This window comes from Daejeonella sp. AP26, assembly GCF_056680515.1.
The window spans coordinates 4786767-4811245 of sequence record NZ_CM155286.1 but is presented as its reverse complement, the minus strand read 5'-3'; the positions used below and the strand labels follow the sequence as shown (position 1 = coordinate 4811245).

Sequence of the window (24479 nt, the reverse complement as noted above, 5' to 3'; positions counted from 1 at the left end):
GTTGCTACTTATGACCAGCTGTCCCAGAATTACGCTATAAATTTTTTATTCTAGTTAAAAAATTGATTTATAAATTTTTAAATTCTAAGCTGTATATTTATGTATATCTGAAAAAAAAATTTACGAATCTTCCTTTAGCCTCAAGTGAAAGCGTCTTCATCTACAGGTTACAAATGAATTGTTGATTTTTTACTTTTATCAATCAACAATCATTTTCTGCTACTTCAACAGTTTTATGCTTACTCGGCTGCTTATTGCTAACATAATGAAAAGCAGTGGTTAAAATTTAAAGGAAATTATGCCCGACCCAATAACTCCGGTAGCGGTGCTCGATCCAGCAGCACGGTTTGTGTTCAAGGGAACACTTGTTCCCTTAAACATCCAAAGTACAAGAGTGAAAGCCCCATCCCGTGGACTCACTAAATATGTGGGCGTTCGCGCTCTTGCATTGGCGCCTGGCGAGACGGACGCGGTGCGGCAACATTTAGAGCAATATTGCATGCAGGAAAAATCCCGAGCTACAAACATACCTGACTCCACATTCCGATTATTGCGTTCATTTGAAACGCCAATTGTTCCGGCGCTCGCTCCGAACATCAAAGCTATTGCAGAGATCCTTGAGGAAGACCTTGTAACCTTCGCGGAATCGCTAGTCCGGGTGCGAGCTAAGCGAGTGGAAGCGACTCAAGAATTTAAGCTTTATCAAGAGGATGTCGGAAAGAGTATAATGTCTCTGAATACAGCAAAGTCTGCCTTGCAAACTATATTAATTGGCTTTTCCTATCAACCGATTGGAATGCTCAATCTCGAGCGGATAGAAATGGCTCCCGCAGGTCTCCAGCGTGGTGAATTGGTGGCTACAATTCCACTTGCGCCAGGGGAGGAAACTGCCGTCACGCATAAGGAGTGGTCTGTTACATCGAAGGAATTCACGACAATCGTAACGGACTCGCTTGAAAATATCAGCGAAAACGGCGTTACGGACAACACAGACCTTTCAACCTCAACAACCTCACAGAATCAGCATGCGACTCAGTTTAATATCACCGGAACAGTACAGGGCGGAATACCGATGATTAGCGGGTCGAGCTCCGCTGGAGTGACAGCTCAGGATTCGGGTTCTCAGTCTGCTACGGACAGCATAAAACACGCGACTTCCGTCACTCAGAAGGCCTCATCACGGTCCAGGCAGGAGCATAAGACAACAATCTCGACTACAACAGTTACAGGCACCTCTGAAACATCTACCCGTATCCTAAAGAATATTAGCACAACCGACCCAATTCGGATCGACTACTTCAGCCTAATGCGAAAATGGAGAGTTCGCCTATACCGGTATGGTTTGCGCCTAACCTATGATATGGTAGTCCCAGAGCCTGGTGCATCGATGCGACTCGCTTATAAGGAGCTCGAGGCGCTAAGAAATCAGATAGGTCCCTTCGAGTTCAACGTCAAGCACAGCGACCTAACCACAGATGCCGTGAACAAAGACACAGGCGCGCCTCCAGCAGGGGGTGAACAAACGATTCCAAAGTATCAATGGTACGCCGATAAATTCCAGGCCTCTGTCCCGTCTTATCCGGTTGATCCTAGCCCAATAAACGCCGCCGTCTATAACGATGGAAACCAGGAGTGGGTTACATTTCAACTAGAATTCGATGTTCCGCAAGGCGCGGAAATAAAGCAGATTTTCATGGATTGCAATATTAACTGGGATCCAAATGGAGGCGGAATGATACTGCACATCCTTGGTACGCAGTTCTGGCCAGCGCAACTTACTGATGAGGGCACCAAGGTAATTCTTAAGCACCATTTTCCTTTAGTCGATGGTCCGGGAAGCTCTACTCCATTTCTTGCAAGACGTTCAGGACATCAAAAAGTTTACTTCTTGGTGAACGACGGAGAGAGGATCATCATCCAATTTACCATTGAACTCAAAAATACCCAACAGGTGCTTGATCAATGGCAAGTTGACACTTGGAACGCTCTATATAACGCCGCACAAATACGCTACTTCGCGCAGCAACAGGATATCCTGGCGCGGATCGGTGCGATTGAGCAACAGCTCACTAATGTTGACACGCTCACATTAAGGCGGGAGGAAAGCGATGAAATTATGAAGTGCGTTCTAAAATTTGTTCTTGGGACGGGTTTCGATCTTATGCCGCCCAATGTCCAAGCTACCTTCGCGGCCGAGGGCACAGACCTTGCTCACGGCATCGCTTTCAATGACCAGAGTCTAAGCGGCTTGAACGCGACTCAATGGACAGTCCTTCGACAGCACGAAGATATGGTTCGTTTTATCAACCAAGCTATTGAATGGGAGAATGTTGTGACGTTTATGTATTCGTATTTTTGGGATATACCTCAGAGTTGGGAATTTATCCGTAACCTGAGGCATCCTGACTCGACCAGACAGGCGTTTCTGCGTGCCGGATGTGCGCGAGTAGTGCTTACTGTAAGAAAGGGCTGGGAGCAGAAGTGGCTACTGTTCACAGAGACTGGAGCTATTGACGCCCAGGTCGGCAAACCTTCTACCGGGCCATATCTTTCGATAGCGCAAGAAATCGCAGCATATGACGATCGCAATTATCCCGGCATTCCTCCGGCTAATCCAGCGAAAGCGGCAGTACGCTTGCATGATGCGATCTATACAACTTCGTCGGTGAAGGCGGTTTTAAGCAGTGGTTCCGTGAGTATCGAGGTGGCGGATAGCACGGGCTTTATCACCGGATTGCAAGTGGTGGTCGACGTAGAGGACCAGAGACACATTCAGGAATCAGTTACTATTACTGACGTTCCTGACGCGACCCATGTCGTCGTTGAAAGATTGACGCATACACACGATGGGACAACATCACCTTTCCCCATGTTACAGCCCGGTGAGAAGGGGACTCTCATCGGAGAATGGAACGAATATACTCCATCATCGGGAATCGACATTGCGGTCACATCCAACCTAGCAACGATCGTATAGGTAGATCATTGAGCTCCGCGAAAATCGACATAAGAGTATTCGATGCTGGTGAAGCCTGAGAAGACGAAAACAGCGACCGAAGAAAACACCATATCTGTTTCTTAAGAGCTTCTATTAATTAACATGACTAGCGAAGCTAAATAACAATTTTAAAGAGAATATGAGCTGTGGAACACAAAAATGGTGGGGATGGAAAGGTGATGAGTATCTGGATTATATAGCATTGTTGTATCGATATGGAAACGCTGAACACTTAGTCGTTCAGTTTGATTTTCTTGTCCAGCCGACTCGCCTTGCTCGCGCTGAGTTTTCCATACCAGGTGCGGGCAAAAGTGGCGGTGGCCGAACCGGTTTTGCAGATATCGTTTCGGTAGCGAGCCAGGAAATTTGGGAAATAAAGCCTCATAATCAAGAGAAGGAAGCTTATTGGGATGCCTATGGGTATGTGACCCACGCAAGGCTATCGTGCGGGCCAGGATGGAAAGCCGGCAACAGCTATACAACCAAAGATAACGATGGGATTGTATTTAAATACAAGGGGACTGGTATCTCGGCTGAACTGCACGCTTGGCAGGGTCTTCCCGGCGCGATTCTTTATCAATGGAAAATCAACGGTGAGCGGGTTCGAACACCTGAAATCTCATTTATAATGAAATTTCGAAAAGATATTATCGAAAAATATTTCGGCAGACCAATAAAGCGTCTCGCTAATGCGAAACCGGAGCCTTTTGATCTCCCACCCATCATCTGGAGACCCCCAGTCTGGGCACAAGGCTTGTTCAATCAATTGGCAGTACCTGGTGCGGACCGTTTGACTACTTCGATCATAAAGGCGATAAGCTCGATGTACCAAGAAATACCGGAAGGAGGCGCAATCGCGGTCGCGATGGAGCCGGATATAGCAGATTTCATTGTCGGCGCTGCCAAAGTTGCGCAGACCATTAGCCGGCTTCAAGTTAAAACCGACCCGACCGTCGACCTTTATCGTAAGGCACTGCTCGCTGTCACTGCAATGGGGGCAGGCGGCCAAGGGCTTGTTGGCCTGGGAATTGGAATAGGCGCAGGGTTTTCCGTGGGGGCAGGGCTGGTGGTAGAATTTGTATCCGTGACCGCCTCGAGAGCCATATTATCTCCATCTGCAGCTGTCGAGTCGCTGGCCGCCTCGATACGCGCAGCTCGAGTGACGTTGGCGGCCGGTGCCGGTCTGTTCGCATTTATCGTTCCTCGCGCCAGTAATGCTAATCAATCAGAACTAGTCTCTATGAGAGCATCTTTTGCAATGTTTAAGGTGCTAACACCAGGCGAAGTCCGGCAAACACGTTTAGGTGAAAGGATGAATGTAGAAGGTAAAGAGGGAATGATTATAGCATTGATGGGCACATCTACCAATTAGTAACGTGCACTATAATACATTTGCCTTGGTTTTTTAAGTGATTAGTCCTTTAAATTTGTTTTGGCGAAGAAAAAGCATAGCCGTGGAAGTATGCGCCCATTGCAACGGATGGCTCACCTTTTTCGATCTGCCAGAGGGTAGGCCTGCTTATGCCGGCTGTCAGGTAGATCATCCGATGAAATTCTAAGTGTACCATGCTTTATTCTTTTGCTTTCAATAAAAGCAGACGTCGCTCCCTGTGCTTTTATTTGCGCTTCATTCTTGCTAATATAGTCGTTAAAATCTGAGGCTATCCCCTTTATATCCTGCGTCATCAGGTTTACATTTTCCCTGAAGATGTCATGACCCGATGTGGGTGCGTATAAAAAAAACTTTAAATATGCCAGTCCAGGTTCTTCCAATATTTCCTCAAATTGTTCTAATGTCCAGTCAGGGGGATATATAATTGAATAATCCACACCTTTCAGTGTCTTCCAATCTTTAACGGAAGCAAGCTTATCCGATTTTAATACTTTCTGTGATTTCGGCTGACCGTAAGAAGTAAGTGAAATAAATAAAATGAGGACTACAAGTCTAAACATTATACGCTAACTATCTGCTTTAGATTGAACATAAACGAAACTAAACCTAAGAAGAATTTCTTACGTTTAGTTCTTTTTAAAGCCCTCTTTAATTAAGACACTCGTTTGCAACAAGGATTCTTGATCACTGCAATTATATCGTGCTGATATTGCAACAAGTCTCTCGCAGAGTACCTCGCCCTTCCGTCTTCCATACGATTATGCATAAGGTGCGAGGGCGGAAAATTCCCAGAATAGTTAAATGGGGCATTCATTCGTAAAAAAAGGTGAACGGTAGATTATTGAGGGAACGGTAAAATTGTTTGAACTGTGATTGGAATGGTTGAATGATGGGCTATGATTTAAAATTCCTGGTTAAAGTATTATACCAACTAAGGGGGTTTTGCAACGGAGTCTTGCCGGTAACGGCTCTCGGCTTTGCGAAGTAGGTTTTCAGCCAACCAAGCAGAAACTTTGATAGAAGCACAAAGCTTGACTTAATCACTGAACCGCCAATTTTGGGTAGGTGCTCTTAGTGTAGTTTTTTTATCCTTCAAGTTTTTTTATCATCTCATTTGCATAAGGATTGTCAGGATTAATGGTTAAACTCTTCTTAAAGAATTGCAATGCTAATTCTTTATTCCCTGTTTCCATATATCCTTCTCCCAAGCTCTGCAACGCTTTTGCAACTTTTGGCTAACCAAATACATTCATTTGGAAAATCTGCATGGCTAAATCAGAAATGAGGTATGCTTAAAAGAGTTTTGGGTGATTTGGGTTACAATTAAATTTTTAGATCTGTGTACTTCTTTAGGTCTGAAGGTGTCTTGTTTTTGAGCACTACAACCTCCAGCTGTTATAGAGATAAGTGTTCTAAATAGCGTTTTTATAGTAACTTTCATTTTGCCTTTCTGTTTTTTGAAACTCCTAATGTTTAACCCTGCACAAATATTTTATAAAAACACTTGTAATTTCTTTTTGAAAGCTCGTAAACACTTAATTGCCCTTTTGAATTATGTATATCTTGTATGACGGACTGTAATTGGGTGTTTTTACTTCTAATTCTGTCTGTAAAAAACTGGTTGAGATAATTAAATGGAACTTTAAGGATTTTGTCAATATCAAATGAATTTGATATTTCAAACTCAATGGTATTGTTTGTCAATTCATCTTGCGGCGCGTACTGGTAAAAATTGGAGAACGTTGTTGGTTTAAAGCATACGCCCATTAAATGGGTATTGCTATGAATGAAACTATCTTTATATGAAGTCATTGTACCAACGGCATAGGTTTTAGCAAATTCGATAGAAATTGAACCATTGTCGGTGATGCAGGTATCACCTCGATTAAAAACTATCCCCGGACATCCATCTGGAAAATTTCGCTCCCATTGATTGTCGTGCTCCCCTCCTTTCAGTTCCCAATATGAATGAATAAAGGGTTCTAATTCAAGGCAGGGTTTTATTTCTTTGTATTCCATTGTGGTCTTGGGTTTCGATTTACAAGGATCATAACGGTTAAGGGTTTGTAGTGTGCTGGCGCCAAAAAATCTTTTTCGAGCACTTGTAATAGAGACCAGATCCATTGCCAGAAGAGTCTGTCAAACTTATCAACTTTATAGTAATAATTTTCTGGATTCTTTGGGGTCAATACGGTTTTTTTGGTTTAGGTAGCATTCTTGCGTATCACAATTTAGCTAGAGACCAAGTAAGTGATTAAGTAATTACTCAGTAAGTGATCAAATAAGTGATTCTCACAGGAAAAATTGGCAGATCAAGTAGCATGATTAGACTATCTTTTATAAATTTCACAAGAATTTACAGATTTCGAGTTTGTATCTGGAGCTATTAATGTTGGACTGAAGGGCCAGGCTTAAACAATCTGCATTTTATCTGTAATGTTCATTAAACGTCATTACCCATCGATATGAAAGAAAACAACTTGATATCCGTTATAGGTATTCAGGGATTTCGGGCAGGACAGCTGGCCGGCAGTGAAGAAATATTATTTAATGAACTGCACGGCGAAAGAATTATTGAAAAACCCCATAAACATGATTTTTTTATCATCAACCTCTTTGAGCAGGCACAGGGCACACACAACATCGATTCCGTCGACTATCCCATTGGAAACCACCAGATACATGTACTCTTTCCGGGGCAGATGCATAAATGGAACATAAAAGCCGGTACAATCGGATATCAGCTCATGGTAGAAAGGACATTTTTTGAACAGTTTGCGCCTTACTTCAGATTTTCTTTCACTAACTATCAAAATCATCCCGTAATACAGTTAAGCGACACAGCCTTCAACCTGCTGAATTATGAATTTGATGCGATAAAAAATGAGTTGGAAAGAGACAATTCCCTTATGTACCTGATTAGTGCCCGTGCAGCTGTAATCGCCGCAATTGTGAGCAAAGAAGCAGAGAATGTTTTTACGGAATTTAAAGTTTATCAATCCGATGCAAGGCTTGCAAAGTTCAATATGATGATAGATGAATTTTTCAAAGACCAGAAGTTCGTGGCTTTCTATGCTGAGAAACTGCATATATCAGCTAATTATCTGAACATTCTATGCCGCAAATATTTAAAAATATCGGCTACCCAGCTTATACAACAAAGGGTGTGTACAGAAGCTAAGCGACTGCTACAGGGCACCAGCATTTCTGTCAAAGAAATTGCCTTTGAACTTGGTTTTTCAGATCACGCATATTTCTCTAATTTTTTTAAAGACCAGACAGGAATGACGCCAACGAAGTTTCGCGAAAAAAGATAAATTTTACAAGTAATGATAGAAATCCTTCAATGGTTTAAGTAATTCGAGAATGTAATTTTGGTTTTACCGTCTTGCTTTAAGAGCTTCAATTAATATAGTCGCTTATTTGAATTCAATGCAAGTACTGATTACATAGAACCAAATATGAAACAGTCACATATATCGCGCAAAAATTTTCTTAAAAATTCTGCAGCAAGCCTGGCAGGATTAACACTCATTCCGGGCGTCCTGCAAGCCGAATCACCTGAGAAAGCTCAAAACGATAATAGCGCAGCAATCAAGTCAGCGAATAATTATCGGCTGAAAAACGTTCGTCTTGAAACCGGATTTGAATATGAAGGTGATGAAGTCATTGCCACAAAAGCCGGGCTTTTTTCTATCGAAATAGACAACGGAAAAATAAAAAAGATAAGCCCCAACCAACCCGGTGCAAAGGCGATTGATGGGAAAGGATTGCTGATGCTTCCATCGTTCAGGGATATGCATATTCATTTGGATAAGACCTTTTATGGCGGCGCCTGGCAGGCAGTAAGAAAAAGGACCGGTGGAGTGAAAGGAATGATTGCACTGGAACGGGAGATACTGCCGGACATGCTGAAAACTTCCACCTATAAGGCCGAAAAGATAATTGAACTGTTGCAATCGAAAGGAACGGCTTTCGCACGCAGCCATGTAAATATTGAACCGACTTCCAGGCTCGAATCTCTAAAAAACCTGGAAAAAGCTTTAGCGCATAAAAAGAAAAGTTTTGGCGCCGAGTTAGTAGCTTTTCCGCAGCATGGTGTATTCTATGCTGATTCTGTGCTTTATCTAAAAGAAGCAGCTAAGATGGATATTGATTTCATCGGTGGTTTAGATCCGTACACTATTGACGGCTCCATTGAAAGAACAATGGACTTCACCGTGCAATTAGCGCTGGACAACCATAAAGGCATTGACATACACCTGCACGAATCAGGCGAATCCGGATTAAAAACAGTAGAATATTTGATTGATAAGGTAAATGAAAACCCGGTTCTGAAGGGTAAAACGTATCTCAGCCATTGTTTTGTACTGGGCAAGTTAGATCAAACGAAACAGGAAGAGATGGCCGAAAAGCTTGCCGCTGCCCAAATAGGCATTGTTTCGACTATACCTTTCGGCTCATTGGTCATGCCGATCCCTGCTCTAATGAAACATGGAGTAAAGGTGATGACAGGCAACGACAGCATTATTGATCACTGGAACACATTCGGAACAGGAAGTGTATTACAAAAAGCGAATCTCGCCGCGCAGCTATACGGCTTGTCATCGGAATTTGGCCTGTCCAGAATGCTGAAGCTGGCAACAGCTGGTCCGTTGCCTTTAGACGACAAAGGTGTTCAACAGTGGCCCAAAGCAGGTGACAACGCAGATGTTGTTTTAATTGATGCAAGCTGTTCAGCGGAAGCCGTTTCGCGAGTGTCGTCTGTGAAATCCCTGATATATAAAGGTAATATCGTCTTCTAAACATCTTGCCATGAACGTTACAGTTCTTTTACTGGCACTTATAGTGTTCGCCACTTCGTGCCATTCGACAACAAAAAGTCATATTAAAACAGGAGAAATGAAGGACAAGGATGTCATAGAACTGGTGCAACAGAACGAAATTAAAGGGCTGGCTGCGGCATTAAAAAATGGAGCCGATGTAAATACGGTGGATAATTATAAGCGTTCTCTATTGTTAATTGCCACTAACAAACAGCAAACCGAAATGGCAAAATTACTGGTAGAGCATGGTGCTGACGTGAACCTGCAAGCCGACAACCAGGATAGCCCTTTTCTGTATGCGGGTGCAAGCGGACAAACGGAGCTGGTGAACTTGTTCCTGCAAAACGGGGCGCGGTTCGACGTTTTCAACCGTTACAACGGAACGGCACTTATACCTTCATGTGAGCGCGGGCATGTAGAGACGGTCAGGCTATTGGCAAATACCAAAGGTTACCCGGTAGATCATGTTAACCGTTTAGGCTGGACGGCCTTGATGGAAGCTATCGTCCTGGGAGATGGAAGTGAGAAATATCAGCAAATTGTCCAAATCCTGAAAGCCGCCGGAGCTAATTTAAACATCCCTGATCATGAGGGTGTAACTCCGTTGCAGCACGCGCAGTCCCGCGGGTTTAGAGAAATCGTAAGCATATTTCTAAAATAAAAGGTCAATTAATATGAATCAATTGACCTTATTGCGATGACAGGAAAAAATTCTTAATTCAGCTTTCTATTCTTTAAAACCTGGTACTTTAAACCGACTTCAAAATTTCCGTTGGCGTAGCCTTGCATAGCGGATGTCTCTGTAGTATACATTCCTAAAATGGTCAGGGCTTTATTGATGTTTACTCCCATGCCAAAAGTAGCGCTTTGAGAGGAATGATACATACCGGTAAAGATCAGCTGATTGTTTGCCGTAATCAGGTTAGCGCCCGCATCTACCAGGTTGTCGTGTCCTTTTACTCCCCTGTAGACAACTTTAGGTTCCAAAGTAGTTGTTGTTATAGTACCGCCCAGAAACCATTTATAACTTAACGATGTAAAAAAAGTTGAACGATCGATTGTATTGTTGTCATCGGTACCAAAAAAGCTTTTCATATTCGGAACCGCCGCCTGAACACTCAGGTGTTTGCTGGTGTAAGCGGCACCAAAATCACCGTCGATATAGGTATCCCGCTCGTTAAAGCGACCGATAACCACATCACCCTGGTCGCCATTTACATCCTCATAGCCAATGCGCTCGTTCATGAAGCCCAGTGAAATACCGAAGTGCAACTGATTGTTCTCGTTACTTAGCGGAAGGTGATAAGCATACGAGCCGACGACGCGCGTTTTCTTGATCAGTCCGGCCGCATCGTTGTATAGATTCAAGCCCCAGCCTACCCGGCTGTTCATCTGGTAACCAGCAGTCAGCGTTTGTGTAGACGGAGCACCGGGAATGGTGCTGTACTGCTTGCGAACAGCCCCGTTTAGGGTTAGCCCCTCATCTATCCCTGCCATGGCCGGATTCGCCAGGTATTGATTTAAAAAATATTGAGAACCCATGGGATCCAACTGAGCCATCACTTTGCTGCTTGTTGCGATCAGCAACAGGATCAGGCAAACCGTCGTTTTTTGTATTTTATTCATGTCTTTCTTAGCTATCAGCTGTCAGCTATGAGCTATCAGCGAAATTTATATTTTGTAAAATTTACGGTCAAAGGTGCCGGGCTGTAATAGGGGTCCCCAATTATTTATAACCCCATAACCCTATAACCCTTCAACCTTCACCCCTCACCCTCTTCCTACTCCCTCACAATCGTAATAAACCCTTTCAGTGTTAAATTGCCAGTACCAAAGTCGACGATATAATAGTAAGTATCTTCAGCCAGCGGCGAGCCCTGGAACGTTCCATCCCATTCGTCGGCATACTGATTTTTGCTGTAGAGCAGACGCCCTGCCCGGTCAAATATTTTTACTGTATTATTCGGGTACATATCAATATTGCGCAACACGAACCGGTCGTTCACACCGTCGCCATTCGGTGAAAGAATATTAGTTCCCTTTACCATGCTGTAATCGTCTTTTACTTCGATTCGGATTTCCTGTTCGCTGACACAACCCGATGCAGTGGTAACGGTAACACGGTAGTTGGCCGAAGCTGCCGGACGCACAGTGAGGCTGGCCGAAGACTGCCCTCCAATAACCCCACCCGGATTATTCCAGCTGTAGCTGCTGCCGCCGGTCGCCGTTAAGCGGACGGTTTCGCCTTTGGAGATCCTAAGGCCTTTGTCGGAAGTTAGGGTAATCACCGGAAGCGGGTTCACAGTGATTGTAAAGGTTCGGCTGAACGTGTCGGTTCCACCGTTAGCTGTACCCCCATTATCTTTAACATTTACCGTAATTGTTGCCTGACCATTCATGCCAGTTTTTACCCTGTAACTTAGCCGACCATCATTGGTGATGGAAAGCTGATCAAACAGGTCCGGATTGGAACTGTTTACTGTTAGATTAACAGACTGCTTACTGCCTTCCGGTCCGGCAGAAATTCCTGTTAGGGAAATATTCTGAGCAGCGGTGGTATAACAGATCACCTGGTTGCCAATGGCCTCGAGGGTAGGTACTTCGTTGACATCGCTCAGGCTAACGGTCAACACTTTTTCCAATGAAAAGCCGTGCTGGGTTTTCGAGCTGACACGGATACTGTAGGTACTCTTCTGTTCATAGTCCAGACTGGCGGTTGTTTTAAGCTCGCTGCCGCTGATGCTGAACAAGTTATTATCGGTGTCACCACTTCCGTTTACCAGCGAATAAGTGAAGGTAACGCCGGGATCATCTGAAGTGGAGCTTAGAGTTCCGGCGAGGGTGGCTGATGGCTGGTTCTCGAATAGCTCTGCAGATGCCAGACTAACCGAAGTTGGCGCTCCGGAAACTACTTTTAATATACCGTTGTCAGATATCACATTATAATTGGCAGCCACTACTGCGCTTATCGTGATCTCGTACTCCCCGATCGCTGAATTTATATTCGCGACAGTTGCGGCTAGTGGAAGCGGACTGAGGATACTTTGATCTTCACCGTTAACGAAGCCATTGTAAATGAGTGTAAATGCTGGATTTTCGGTTCCCACAAAGCGGATCTTGTCCTCAGCCGTTATGAGGAGGTCCTTTTTACTTACGTTTAATAAGCCGTTAACATAGCTGACGGTGTAATTATCAAGTCCGGTGCCGGTGGCAGCCGAAGGCACGATGCTGTAGGTTGAACCCGCCACGCTGGCTGTCGCGGCTGCTCCCGTACTGTTCAGGGAAATGCTTGTTAGCGCGTCGCCGTTAACCAGGCCGGTAGCCGTAAACTCGGTGCCGGCAAAGGTTACCGCCTCACCGTAGGTTTTACTGCGGTCAGCTGCCGTAATCGTTAACACTTTTTGAGTCACCGATAAGGTTCCATTGGTATTGGTCACGCTATAGTTGGCCAGCTTGTTATCCGGATCGGCTAAAGTAGCCGTGATCGGGTACGTGCCGGTATTGGCCGTTACGGCGGAACCGGTGCTGCTGCGCGTTAAGGTAATGTGGTCGCTGTTCTGGATTCCTGTAATGCTGCCTGTAAAGTCCGTACTCGTTAATACTTGGCCGTAAGCTTTCGAACGATCGGCATTGACCACAACCAGATCTCTCCTGGTGACGGTTAAAGCCCCGTTGCTATAGCTGATGCTGTAGTTCGCCAGGATGCTGCCGATAGCTCCCGAAGGCACAATGCTGTACGGTGATCCCACAACGCTCGCTGTGGCGGCTGCTCCCGTACTGTTCAGGGAAATGCCTGTTACTGCGTCGCCGTTGATCAGGCCGGTAGCCGTAAACTCCGTTCCGGCAAAAGTTACCGCCTCACCGTAGGTTTTACTGCGATCAGCTGCCGTAATAGTCAGGGCCTTTTGAGTAACCGTTAAGGTTCCATCGATATTAGTTACCGTATAGTTGGAAAGCTTGTTATCCGGATCGGCTAAGGTGGCGGTGATCGGGTATGTGTTGCCGGTAGTAGCCGTTGTGGCTGAACCGGTGCTGCTGCGCGTTAAAGTAATGTTGTCGTTGTTCTGGATTCCGGTGATGCTGCCGGTAAAGCTGGCATCAGTCAATAATTCACCGTAGGTTTTCGAACGGTCCGTATTGACTACCAGCAGGTCTTTCTTCGTGGCCGCTAAGGTACCGTTGATATAGCTGATTGTATAATTTTCCAGGCTGGTGCCCTTGGCTGCCGAAGGCACAATGCTGTACGGTGATCCCGCAACGCTCGCTGTGGCGGCTGCTCCCGTACTGTTCAGGGAAATGCTTGTCACTGCGTCGCCGTTGATCAGGCCGGTAGCTGTGAACTCCGTTCCGGCAAAAGTTACCGCCTCACCGTAGGTTTTACTGCGGTCAGCTGCCGTAATGGTCAGGGGCTTTTGAGTAACCGTTAAGGTTGCATCGGTATTAGTTACGGTATAGTTGACCAGCTTGTTATCCGGATCGGCTAAGTTAGCGATGATCGGGTACGTGCTGCCGGTAGCAGCCGTTGCGGCTGAACCGGTGCTGCTGCGCGTCAAATTAATGTTGTCGCTGTTCTGGATTCCCGTGATGCTGCCGGTAAAGTCCGCATTTGTCAACACTTCGCCATAGACTTTCGAACGGTCGGCATTGACTACGATGAGGTTTCTTTTAGCAATGCTCAGAGCTTGCTGGACATCCGGGGCTGCTTCGAAAGCGGCGGACCCGGCCTGGCTCGCTGTAATAATTGTACTGCCCGCTTTCAAAATAGTCGCCGTATTTCCGGTGATAGATACTATTGAAGCATCGCTGGCTGTATAAATAACTGTGAGGCCTGCAGAACTCGTAAGCGGACCCAGCGTAAAGCTGGCATCGCCGTAGGTTTTGGATGGCAGAGCTGTGAAAGCTATCGTTTGTCCGGCTCTTGGCACAGCACTCACATTAGCTGAAAACGTACTTTCATTACCTGCATTATCTGTGGCAGTGATACGGTAATGGTAAGTTGTCCCGTTCGTCAGGCTGGTGTGGATGAAAGTGCTGCTGGTCGAAGCAACAGATTGAAGCAAAGTAGTTGGGTTCGCCGAGTTACCCGCAAAAATGTTATAAGTTTTAATGTCGGCCTCCGCATTGGCAGTCCAGTTCAAAAGAACTTCGTTATTGCCTCCGGCTGCTGCCAAATCTACCGGGCTCATTGGAGCAGTACGGTCGAAGGTAACATTGCTTCCGTCGCTTGTAGCAGAAACAGCTATACCATTGTTACCGGCGAGGTCTGCATACGAAATATTGAAAGAAACCAATCCCTCTGCATTGGCAGCAGTCATAGTGTAAGTTGCTGTATAGGTATTTCCTGAACCGGCAATGGTAGCTGTCTGTCCGGAAATAGTGATCAACGGGCTTGAGATGGCTTCACTTGCTGTCAGGCTGATTGTGATCACGTCACCCGTTTTAGCTAATGCCGGGTTGCTGTTGTTTGATATAATAACTGCGTTATTAATCACCGGAGGGCTGGTGTCTACCGAGTAATTATTTGATTCCGTCGTCCCGCTTCCGGCATTGCCGGCAAGATCTGACACACCGGTATTTGACAATATAATTAGATTGCTGGCATCACTTATACCTGCTGCGGGGGTAAACGTTGCTGTCCAGGTGACCCCGCCATCACTGGAACTCAGTCCGGATAAGGTCCCATTTTCTGCTGGCAAATCGGCAATGGTGAAACCGCTGACCGCTTCGCTAAAAGTAAAGGTGACAAGGGATATTTCGCCTGCAATCAGGTTCACATCTGCGACTACAATTGTGGCAGTCGGACGTACAGTATCCACTGAATAATTATTAGAATCGGTGGTGCCCGTTCCGGTATTGCCGGCGGCATCTGATACACCCGTGTTTGCCAGGATGACCTTATTGGTGGCATCGCTGATATCTGCAGTCGGGGTAAAAGTGGCAGTCCAGGTGATACCGCCATCGCTTGTACTGACTGCTGATAGTGTTCCGTTGGCAACTGTTATATCCGCATTGCTAAATCCAGTAACCGCTTCACTAAAGGTAATGGTTACCAACGAGGTTTCGCCGGCTATCAGAGCTGCATCAGCTACAACAATCGTAGCAGTTGGACGTGCAGTATCAATTGCATAATTATTGGAATTTGTTGTGCCCGTTCCGGCATTGCCGGCCGCGTTGGATACGCCGGAGTTTGCCAGCGTGATCAGGTTATTTAGACTGCTGATTCCAGCCGTTGGGGTAAAAGTGGCAACCCACGTGATACCACCGTCTGTGGAACTGACTGCAGACAAGGTACCGTTGGCGACGGTCAGATCCGCATTGCTAAAGCCGCTAACTGCTTCACTGAAGGTGATGGTGACTAAAGACGTTTCACCGGCTGCCAGGGCCGCATCAGCAACGACGATCGCAGCGGTCGGGAGCACGGTATTAATCGTATAATTATTAGAACTGGTGGTTCCGCTTCCGGTGTTACCGGCTGCATCGGACAGCCCGGTGTTTGCCAGGACGATCAGGTTACTTGCATCGGCAACTCCCGCCGTCGGGGTAAAGGTTGCCGTCCAGGTGACACCGCCGTCACCGGAAGTAACGGTCGTTAAGATACCGTTGGCAATGCTTAGATCCGCATTTGTAAATCCGCTGACCGCTTCGCTGAAGGTTATGGTGACCAGCGATGTTTCACCGGTTATCAGGCTTCCATCAGCTACAAAAATCGTCGCAGTTGGACGTGCAGTATCGATAGCATAATTATTAGAGTTGGTCGTGCCGCTTCCGGCATTGCCGGCCAGATCGGCTACCCCGGTATTATCAAGCGTGATCAGGTTTGTAGCGCTTTTAATAGCGGCTGTCGGCGTAAACGTTGCCGTCCAGGTGATGCCCCCATCACCGGAACTTAGTCCCGATAAAGTGCCGTTTACTGCGGTAAGATCCAAGGTGGTGAAACCGGTGACCGCTTCGCTAAAGGTAATGGTCACGAGCGATGTTTCACCGGCAATGAGGCTCGCATCAGCTACAACGATGGTAGCGGTCGGGCGGTCGGTATCGATAGCATAATTATTAGAACTGGTCGTGCCGCTTCCGGTATTACCCGCTGCATCGGATACGCCGGTGTTTGCCAGGATGATCAGGTTGCTGGCATCACTGATACCTGCTGCCGGGGTAAGCGTTGCCGTCCAGGTGATGCCGCCATCACCGGAACTTAGTCCCGATAAAGTGCCGTTTACTGCGGTAAGATCCGCAGTGGTGAAACCGGTGACCGCTTCGCTGAATGTAATGGTCACGATCGATGTTTCACCGGCGATGAGGCTCACATCAGCTACAACGATGGTAGCAGTTGGGCGTGCGGTATCGATAGCATAATTATTAGAACTGGTCGTGCCGCTTCCGGTATTACCCGCTGCATCGGATATGCCGGTGTTTGCCAGGATGATCAGGTTGCTGGCATCACTGATACCTGCTGATGGGGTAAAGGTAGCCGTCCAGGTCACGCCGCCGTCACTGGAACTTAGTCCCGATAAGGTACCGTTTACTGCGGTAAGATCCGCAGTGGTGAAGCCACTAACCGCTTCGCTAAAGGTAATGGTCACCAAAGACGTTTCGCCGGCTGTCAATGCGGCATCCGCAACTGCAATGGTAGCAGTTGGACGTGCAGTATCGATAGCATAATTATTAGAAGTGGTCGTCCCGGTTCCCGCATTGCCGGCCAGGTCTGCCACACCAGTATTATCCAGGATAACCAGGTTGCTGGCATTACTGATACCTGCAGTTGGAGTAAGGGTTGCTGTCCAGATCACGCCGCCATCCATGGAACCAAGTCCGGATAAGGTACTGTTTGCCGCCGTCAGGTCTGCCAGGGTGAAACCGCTGACCGCTTCATTGAAGGTAATGGTGACCAAAGATGTTTCCCCGATTCTCAAGGCTGCATCAGCTACTACGATCGTGGCGGTTGGACGCTGGGTATCGATCGCGTAGTTATTTGAATTGGTCGTTCCGCTTCCGGCATTGCCGGCCAGATCGGCTACCCCGGTATTATCAAGCGTGATCAGGTTGCTAGCGTCATTGATAGCGGCTGTCGGCGTAAATGTTGCCGTCCAGGTGACCCCGCCATCACCGGAACTCACTGATGATAAGGTTCCATTGGCAACAGTTAGATCTGCATTGGTAAACCCGGTGACCGCTTGACTGAAGGTAATGGTTACCAGGGATGTTTCGCCTATGCGCAAAGCGGCGTCAGCTACAACAATCGTAGCAGTCGGAGGTGCAGTATTGATAACATAACTATTAGAAGTGGTGCTACCGGTTCCTATATTACCGGCAAGGTCTGCCACACCTGTATTGGCCAGGGTGACCACGTTGCTGGCATTACTGATACCTGCAGTTGGAGTAAGGGTTGCTGTCCAGGTCACGCCGCCATCACCGGAACTAAGTCCCGATAAGGTGCCGTTTGCGACCGTCAGGTCTGCCAGGGTGAAACCGCTGACCGCTTCATTGAAGGTGATGGTCACCAGGGATGTTTCCCCGATACTCAACGCTGCATCGGCTACTACGATCGTGGCAGTTGGACGCTCGGTATCGATCGCGTAGTTATTTGAATTGGTCGTTCCGCTTCCGGCATTTCCCGAAAGATCTGCCACACCGGTATTATCCATGGCAATGAGGTTGCTGGCATCACTGATACCCGCTGCCGGGGTAAGCGTTGCCGTCCAGGTAATACCGCCGTCACTGGAGCTCAGGGCGGTCACAGTCCCGTTGGAAGTAGTTAGATCCGTAATCGTGAACCCGGTTACCGCTTCGCTGAAGGTAACGGTTACCAACGAGGTTTCGCCGATCCTCAAAGCGGCGTCTGCTACTACGATGGTAGCGGACGGAAGTGCCGTATCGATAGCATAATTATTTGATGTCGTTGTTCCGCTGCCGGCATTTCCCGCAGGGTCTGCTACGCCGGTATTAGCCAGGGTAATCAGGTTTGTGGCATCAGTGATGCTGGCTGTTGGGGTAAACGTTGCAGTCCAGGTGACGCCCCCATCGCCCGAACTGACGGCTGATAACGTTCCGTTGGCGATGTTCAGATCGGCATTGGTAAATCCGCTGACCGCCTCACTAAAGGTAATGGTCACCAGCGATGTTTCTCCTGCTATCAGGTTCACATCGGCCACTACGATCGTGGCAGTCGGACGCTGGCTATCAATGGAATAATTATTAGAATCAGTCGTACCGGTTCCGGTATTGCCGGCCAGATCCGCCACACCCGTATTTGCCAGGGTGATCCGGTTGCTGGCATCATTGATACCCGCTGCCGGGGTAAGCGTTGCTGTCCAGGTCACGCCGCCATCACTGGAACTAAGTCCCGATAAGGTACCGTTTGCCGCCGTCAGATCCGCCAGTGTGAAACCGCTGACTGCTTCGCTGAAGGTAATGGTCACCAGGGATGTTTCTCCGATACTCAACCCTGCATCGGCTACTACGATCGTGGCGGTTGGGCGCTCGGTATCGATCGCGTAGTTATTTGAACTGGTCGTTCCGCTTCCGGCATTTCCCGAAAGATCTGCCACACCGGTATTATCCATGGCAATGAGGTTGCTGGCATCACTGATACCCGCTGCCGGGGTAAGCGTTGCCGTCCAGGAGATGCCGCCATCACCGGAACTAACCGCTGACAATGAACCGTTGGCGACTGTGAGATCCGCATTGGTAAAGCCGGTGACCGGTTCGCTGAAGGTGATGGTCACCAGGGATGTTTCTCCCACCCTCAACGCTACATCAGCGACTATGATTGCAACAGTCGGACGTAGGGTATCAACTGAATAATTATTAGAATCGGTGGTACCGGTTCCCGCATTGCCGGCGGCATCTGACACGCCCGTATTTGCCAGGATGACCATATTGGTGGCATCGCTGATACCTGCCGTTGGGGTAAAAGTGGCAGTCCAGGTGATGCCGCCATCGCCGGAACTGACTGCTGAAAGTGTTCCGTTGGCAACCGTTAGATCCGCATTGCTAAATCCGGTCACCGCTTCACTAAAGGTAATGGTTACCAGCGATGTTTCACCGGCTGTCAGGCTTCCATCAGCTACAGCAATCGTAGCAGTTGGACGTGCAGTATCGATAGCATAATTATTAGAAGTGGTCGTCCCGGTTCCTGCATTGCCGGCAAGGTCTGCCACACCTGTATTGGCCAGGGTGACCAGGTTGCCCGCATTACTGATTCCTGTAGTTGGAGTAAGCGTTGCTGTCCAGGTGACGCCGCCATCACTGGAACTAACTGCTGATAGTGTTCCGTTGGCAACCGTTAGATCAGCATTGGTAAATCCGGTGACCGCTTCGCTGAAGGTAATGGTCACCAGGGAAGTTTCTCCGATACGCAACGCTGCATCGGCTACTACGATTGCAGCAGCAGGACGTGCAGTATCGATTGAGTAATTATTAGAATTGGTGGATCCGCTGCCGGCATTGCCGGCCAGATCGGCTACCCCGGTATTATCAAGCGTGATGAGGTTGCTAGCGCTATTAATAGCGGCTGTCGGCGTAAATGTTGCCGTCCAGGTGACCCCGCCATCAATGGAACTTACCGATGACAATGAACCGTTAGCAACAGTGAGATCCGCATTGGTAAACCCGGTGACCGCTTCATTGAAGGTAATGGTGACAAGGGATGTTTCGCCAATGCGCAAAGCGGCGTCAGCGAGTGTGATCGTAGCTATTGGAACAACACCATCAACATAAATACCTGCAGTAGACGCAACACCGGCGAGAGTAGTAATCACAGGGGTGCCTCCTGCTGAATTGATCGAACCTCCGTTTAACAGGATGCCGGTGATGGCAATACCATTTTGGTCAAGATCTCCTGTCTGTACAGTGTAGCTGAAGGTTAATGATGATGAGCCTGAACCGCTGGTATAAACTGCGTTCCCCGCAGTGCTGCCGACAGTCAGGCCGAGTTGCGGTATATTCGTTACTGTCACCGCAGCATCGAAGTTCACAAAAAAATTCAGAATATCTCCTGCCTTATACAATCCATTAGCCGGCACACCGAGCGACGCCATCAATGGCTCCGGCGTGATAAACAGAGTCAAAGGTTTAAGGACGACTGTGCTGCATCCGTCGGTCAGTTTGACTGTAAAATTAAAGGTACCACTTACCGTTGGCGTTCCGCTAAGCACACCAACTGCCGATAAGCTCATCCCGCCCGGCAGGGTGCTGCCGGTATTCACTGCATAAATATAACCAGCTTTACCGCCGGTATGCGTCAGCTGCTGGCTGTAGGCCACGAACTTCGCAGCATCCGGCAATGTGGCTGTGGTGATTGACAGAGCCGGCAGAATACTAATTGATACCTCTGAAGAGATGACCGGTTTGGTACCATACACGCGAACCCGGTATTTTTTACCGTCCAGGCCGCTGACATTGTTTATCACAAGCTTCGCCGCAGTACTTGTCGTTCCATAAATGCCGCCGGTTGGGATATTTTCCCAGGTTGAATTAGTTGTATTAAAGGTCTGCCATTGATAGTTGCATGCTGTCGCATCGGCGATCACCTCAAAAAATGTGGCTCCTGCCGGGCAAACGCCGACCGCATTAACTGGTTGTGTGGTGATCACCGGCGGCGATAGTGTATACGTGTTACCGTTTGTTAAATTGGCGAATTCAAGGTAGGGTGTCGCAACCGGGCTTATCTCCCAGTTCGCTGTATTATTGACCGTGCTAATTATGTTCGCTGCTGTGCCGGAAATAGAACCTAATGACTTCAGTCGTGCAGTATAAGCATCCCTCATTTCGGAGTCATCCGGATCGATGCGGCTGATAGATAGTTTTTGGGCTCCTGTTGATAAGGCTGGCGGAAGTATAGACCTGCCCGAGCTGGTTTCATAATATTCGAGGCTGGTTGACCACTCAGCGTTGATTGACATCCCGGCGAGTAGAGTTGGACCGGACAGGTAATTACCTGTAAAGGCGAAGATTTGATCTCCGCTGATTTCGGCGAGACTCAGATATTCTGCTGTAAGGCCTAATTCGATTGTTTCATAGTTTTGTAGAACGCCGGTAACGGTTCCCTGGCTGGCAGAAGGATTGAACTTAGTGTTAATCGTAATTTCCGTTCCGGCAGAAAGCGCAACAGCAGTTTTCCACCTGATAACGCCATCCGTGCGGGCCCTGTCAGCAGATTGAAACTGGCCCATGCTGGTCCAGCCGAGGTCAGTAAAGGATACCTCGGTACCTGCCGTAATGTCGCGAAGAATAACGAAGGAAAAGCGGTCATTGCTGCCGTTCCCTGAATTGGTACCGTTTACCTGGTCGTCGATCAGGTCGTAACCCGTGAAGACAATATCGCCTTTTGATAAAACACACTGGGCGTTGGAATTAGCAGCGGTAAGCAGGATTGAGAACAGCAAAAGCATAGCCTTTACCGGCATGGAACGGAACGTAATCTTCATCAAAAATGAATTAGTAAAGTTTTGTCAAATAGTATATCGTTATCAGGAACACAGGTAGGTGTTTAGCCATCCCGATGTCATTCCTTCTATTTTCTGTGTCATCATCTCGTTAAATACGCCCCTGCCCTCAGCCGAATTAATAGTCTCAAGCAGTGCAGTACCTGAAGCGGAGGCGTGCTTCAACCGGTAAGCATCACCCGTAAAATGGTGACTTTCCTCATGCAGCCTAAGTGTTCCTTTCGCTCCGTCAATTTCTTTGAAAGATTCCGCCGCGAGGGCATAAAGTAATGCCCCTTCATTCTTCAGCTGAAGAAATTGATTCAGGACCAGGCCAGTATCCCAGCCAAGCGCACTGAATGAATTGGGTTCCCTGGAGGACTCTCTCATCTTGCCGGAGAAAGTAACGTTTTCAGGCAGGGGGGAATCCTTGTACCAACCGTTGAAACCTTCTACGATAAACTCGGAGGGGAAGTCACCGGCAAGCGCAATTGTTTCTTCAACCGTTACCGGACTGCCGTAAAAGCGAAGCTCAGTACCGGGCAGCGCTTCAGACAGCTGCCGGAAAAAGGGCAACAGCAATTCGCCGCTTAACAGGGTTAGCACCGAGCGGAGATCGCTGTTTCCGCGGATAAAATCCGCCATTGGGGATGTGTTGAACTCAGCCAGTTTAAAACTACCTGCGAAGTTGTACAGAATTTCTCCCCCTTTGTTTGTGAAAGGTTGAGTGAGGGCATGACTTAGCGAATAGCCTCCGTCATAATACGAAGTCGCCATGATGGCCCTGTTGATCTGCCGGGATGTATAATTTGAAGTAAGGAAACTCAAATAAGCATTCTCCAGCGTATGAAAATAAACATTGACCGGCGCTTTCCAGTCAACGGCGTATTTAGCCCCGTTACTAACCACGATAAGCAGCTTATTGAGCTGCCCCATCAGCGGGAAGAGGCTATCTGCTACAGGGTGATCTACAAATGCGATGATCACATCCGGATCATGCTCCAGTATCAGTTTTTCAGCTTGCATCTTCACTTCTTCCGCGTGCGCGCCAAAGCCGATATAACCGGGTACGAGTGTTACAGGAGAACCTGAATGCTTTAACGCGGCGCGAATTCCCGCCATAAAATCATGCGGGATCAGCGGATGGGTGCTGGAAGTTGGAAGGAGGACGCCGGCGACCATTTTTACGTTTGAGAGGGAAAAATCCCGAAAAACGAGATAATGTAATTCACTGCAAGATAGGGTTGCATATTGTCGTGTGGTTGCGAACCGCCGGCGGCATTTGTCATCGCACCGGGCATATCAAGCGGGGCCATTGTGCCGTTTGTTGATTCGGTCTTGGAAAAGAACTTTTTACCAGGGCTGACGGCAATAGCCGCGTTTGCCGGACTGGCAAGGTGGCCGGGATTGTCGCCGCGGACAGGAACCGAGATTTTACCGGCAGCAGCGTGATTGTGCGACGGTATCTGTTGGATGGATAATGTTTCCTGTTCTGTTCCGGCCATTTCGCCGATCTGGTAAGTTGTTCCGTCGGGGCCCGTGCCCATGTGGATCGGCACCCTGCCCTGCAGATTAGGCAGATTAAATGTTTCCTCTCCATCGCCACCATAGGTTGTACCAATCAGCTGGAATAAAACTTCATTTTCTGAGATCGGCACTGATTGCCCGTTGCAAAACTCCCACCCTGCTGGTGGGAAACTTCCCGCAAAAATGCGAATCTCTCCTACATAAGGTTGCATAATTCTATTAATATCTTTGTGGAAACACACCCTGAAGGGCAATGCAAAAATTTATTGTCAGGTAAGGTTGCATATTATTATGCGGCAAAGAAGAGCCGGCCGGCTGAACTTGAACGTCGACATTCAGGGTCGTCATTGTCTCAGACCCGGCAGTATTGCTGTACAAGTTTGCGGAGGCAACGGTTGGAAAATTATTGATGGGATTTGCTGTGACCCCGGCCCCGCCTGTTTTCAAAGCAGCCTGTACTGAATGTGCATGCAACGGAATTTCGGAAACCAACAGTGTGACGTAATCGGATCCTCCCTGCTCCCCAAGAAATCTTTGCGATAAGCCCTGCCCCTGGCCAGTATGTATGGCGCAACGTCCCTGCAGATCCGGCAACGCAAAGGTACTTTTACCATCGCCACCATAGAAGGTTCCGAGCAGTGCGAACAGGGCCGTGTTCTGCGATATGGGCAGCAGCTGGCCGTTACAGGACGCCCACCCGGTGGGCGCGAAATTATATGGGTAGAGAGCGATCTCTGCTACAAAAGGATCCAATGCCATGTGCTGTTAATTTCGGGAAGGGAATATACCCTGAAGGGCTATTAAATAATTCAAAACCAGATATGGCTGCATATTATTATGCGGCTGGCTTCCGCCTACATTTCCGATAATTGGCACCCCATTGCCCAAACTGGCATCAGACCGGTTACTAAATCGCTTTGTTTCAGAGACGTTAGCGGCAAAGTAGTTTCCCTCCGGCGCCGTCTGGTTAGCTGTAGCGCCAGTTTTAGCCTTAGCAGTAACCAGGCCGCCGCTTGGCTTCTGCATTTCGTGAACATGAGCAGGAAGCTCTGAAGAAATGATCGTGTGAGAAGTCTGTCCGGCCGCCTCGCCCAGAGTATGCCCGTTGCCCATATGGATCGGTGCCCTGCCTCTTAGATTGGGCAAGGCAAAATTGGTTTGCCCATCACCTCCATAGGTCGTTCCCAAAAGCGAAAACAGGGCCTGGTTCTGATTAATAAGCAAGAACTGGCCGTTACACATTGCCCAAAATTTCGGGGGAAAGTTAAAGGATACAATCATGATCTCTCCCAGGAATGGTTCATCCATTTTTT

Annotated in this window: 14 protein-coding genes; 5 read left to right on the top strand and 9 right to left on the bottom strand. The window is 47.8% G+C overall.

Features of this window, described 5'->3' with window-relative positions; all coding sequences use genetic code 11:
• Nucleotides 1-298 precede the first annotated feature (298 nt).
• Complete coding sequence (locus AC1MCB_RS20480; RefSeq protein ID WP_479966590.1) at nucleotides 299-2977, top strand: hypothetical protein; 2679 nt, start codon at nucleotides 299-301, stop codon at nucleotides 2975-2977.
• A gap of 160 nt (nucleotides 2978-3137) precedes the next feature.
• Entirely contained in the window at nucleotides 3138-4370 is a 1233-nt protein-coding gene (locus AC1MCB_RS20475) for a hypothetical protein (RefSeq protein WP_479966589.1), read from the top strand.
• A 113-nt stretch (nucleotides 4371-4483) separates the two neighbouring features.
• On the opposite strand, the gene AC1MCB_RS20470 is transcribed toward AC1MCB_RS20475, so the two are convergent.
• From AC1MCB_RS20470 to AC1MCB_RS20460, 3 genes are all read right to left on the bottom strand, one after another.
• Nucleotides 4484-4951: a hypothetical protein gene (locus AC1MCB_RS20470; RefSeq protein WP_479966588.1), complete on the bottom strand. Its 468-nt coding sequence runs from the start codon at nucleotides 4949-4951 to the stop codon at nucleotides 4484-4486.
• Between the two features lie 525 nt (nucleotides 4952-5476).
• A complete protein-coding gene (locus AC1MCB_RS20465; protein WP_479966587.1) occupies nucleotides 5477-5608 on the bottom strand; it encodes a tetratricopeptide repeat protein in 132 nt (43 codons plus the stop codon).
• A gap of 256 nt (nucleotides 5609-5864) precedes the next feature.
• Nucleotides 5865-6410, bottom strand: a complete 546-nt coding sequence (locus AC1MCB_RS20460; RefSeq protein ID WP_479966586.1) for a DUF6597 domain-containing transcriptional factor — start codon at nucleotides 6408-6410, stop codon at nucleotides 5865-5867.
• 446 nt (nucleotides 6411-6856) lie between these two features.
• Here AC1MCB_RS20460 and AC1MCB_RS20455 point away from each other — a divergent pair, with 446 nt between their 5' ends.
• The 3 genes from AC1MCB_RS20455 (at nucleotide 6857) to AC1MCB_RS20445 (ending at nucleotide 9878) form a co-directional block, all read left to right on the top strand.
• Nucleotides 6857-7708 (top strand): helix-turn-helix domain-containing protein, encoded by an 852-nt coding sequence (locus AC1MCB_RS20455; protein ID WP_479966585.1) that lies wholly within the window; start codon nucleotides 6857-6859, stop codon nucleotides 7706-7708.
• A 144-nt stretch (nucleotides 7709-7852) separates the two neighbouring features.
• Nucleotides 7853-9196 (top strand): amidohydrolase, encoded by a 1344-nt coding sequence (locus AC1MCB_RS20450; RefSeq protein WP_479966584.1) that lies wholly within the window; start codon nucleotides 7853-7855, stop codon nucleotides 9194-9196.
• A gap of 10 nt (nucleotides 9197-9206) precedes the next feature.
• A complete protein-coding gene (locus AC1MCB_RS20445; RefSeq protein ID WP_479966583.1) occupies nucleotides 9207-9878 on the top strand; it encodes an ankyrin repeat domain-containing protein in 672 nt (223 codons plus the stop codon).
• A 53-nt stretch (nucleotides 9879-9931) separates the two neighbouring features.
• Here the strand turns inward: AC1MCB_RS20445 and AC1MCB_RS20440 are convergent, their stop codons facing one another.
• The 6 genes from AC1MCB_RS20440 to AC1MCB_RS20415 form a co-directional block, all read right to left on the bottom strand.
• Entirely contained in the window at nucleotides 9932-10843 is a 912-nt protein-coding gene (locus tag AC1MCB_RS20440; protein WP_479966582.1) for a PorP/SprF family type IX secretion system membrane protein, read from the bottom strand.
• A gap of 155 nt (nucleotides 10844-10998) precedes the next feature.
• Entirely contained in the window at nucleotides 10999-21642 is a 10644-nt protein-coding gene (locus AC1MCB_RS20435) for an Ig-like domain-containing protein (RefSeq protein ID WP_479966581.1), read from the bottom strand.
• 42 nt (nucleotides 21643-21684) lie between these two features.
• Nucleotides 21685-22821, bottom strand: coding sequence for an ABC transporter substrate-binding protein (locus AC1MCB_RS20430; RefSeq protein WP_479966580.1), 1137 nt, complete (start codon nucleotides 22819-22821; stop codon nucleotides 21685-21687).
• A 2-nt stretch (nucleotides 22822-22823) separates the two neighbouring features.
• The gene (locus AC1MCB_RS20425; RefSeq protein ID WP_479966579.1) at nucleotides 22824-23378 is read right to left on the bottom strand and encodes a phage tail protein; all 555 of its coding nucleotides are present in this window, start codon (nucleotides 23376-23378) and stop codon (nucleotides 22824-22826) included.
• Nucleotides 23379-23385: 7 nt separating this feature from the next.
• A complete protein-coding gene (locus AC1MCB_RS20420; protein WP_479966578.1) occupies nucleotides 23386-23925 on the bottom strand; it encodes a phage tail protein in 540 nt (179 codons plus the stop codon).
• Between the two features lie 6 nt (nucleotides 23926-23931).
• On the bottom strand, nucleotides 23932-24474 hold the full coding sequence (locus AC1MCB_RS20415) for a phage tail protein (RefSeq protein WP_479966577.1): 543 nt from the start codon (nucleotides 24472-24474) through the stop codon (nucleotides 23932-23934).
• Between the last annotated feature and the right edge of the window lie 5 nt (nucleotides 24475-24479).

Bases quoted from the DNA above. Each gene is read 5' to 3' on its own strand.
- AC1MCB_RS20480 (WP_479966590.1), top strand. From the start codon at position 299: ATGCCCGACCCAATAACTCCGGTAGCGGTGCTCGATCCAGCAGCACGG.
- AC1MCB_RS20475 (WP_479966589.1), top strand. From the start codon at position 3,138: ATGAGCTGTGGAACACAAAAATGGTGGGGATGGAAAGGTGATGAGTAT.
- AC1MCB_RS20470 (WP_479966588.1), bottom strand. From the start codon at position 4,951: ATGTTTAGACTTGTAGTCCTCATTTTATTTATTTCACTTACTTCTTAC.
- AC1MCB_RS20460 (WP_479966586.1), bottom strand. From the start codon at position 6,410: ATGGAATACAAAGAAATAAAACCCTGCCTTGAATTAGAACCCTTTATT.
- AC1MCB_RS20455 (WP_479966585.1), top strand. From the start codon at position 6,857: ATGAAAGAAAACAACTTGATATCCGTTATAGGTATTCAGGGATTTCGG.
- AC1MCB_RS20450 (WP_479966584.1), top strand. From the start codon at position 7,853: ATGAAACAGTCACATATATCGCGCAAAAATTTTCTTAAAAATTCTGCA.
- AC1MCB_RS20445 (WP_479966583.1), top strand. From the start codon at position 9,207: ATGAACGTTACAGTTCTTTTACTGGCACTTATAGTGTTCGCCACTTCG.
- AC1MCB_RS20440 (WP_479966582.1), bottom strand. From the start codon at position 10,843: ATGAATAAAATACAAAAAACGACGGTTTGCCTGATCCTGTTGCTGATC.
- AC1MCB_RS20435 (WP_479966581.1), bottom strand. From the start codon at position 21,642: ATGAAGATTACGTTCCGTTCCATGCCGGTAAAGGCTATGCTTTTGCTG.
- AC1MCB_RS20430 (WP_479966580.1), bottom strand. From the start codon at position 22,821: ATGGTCGCCGGCGTCCTCCTTCCAACTTCCAGCACCCATCCGCTGATC.
- AC1MCB_RS20425 (WP_479966579.1), bottom strand. From the start codon at position 23,378: ATGCAACCTTATGTAGGAGAGATTCGCATTTTTGCGGGAAGTTTCCCA.
- AC1MCB_RS20420 (WP_479966578.1), bottom strand. From the start codon at position 23,925: ATGGCATTGGATCCTTTTGTAGCAGAGATCGCTCTCTACCCATATAAT.
- AC1MCB_RS20415 (WP_479966577.1), bottom strand. From the start codon at position 24,474: ATGGATGAACCATTCCTGGGAGAGATCATGATTGTATCCTTTAACTTT.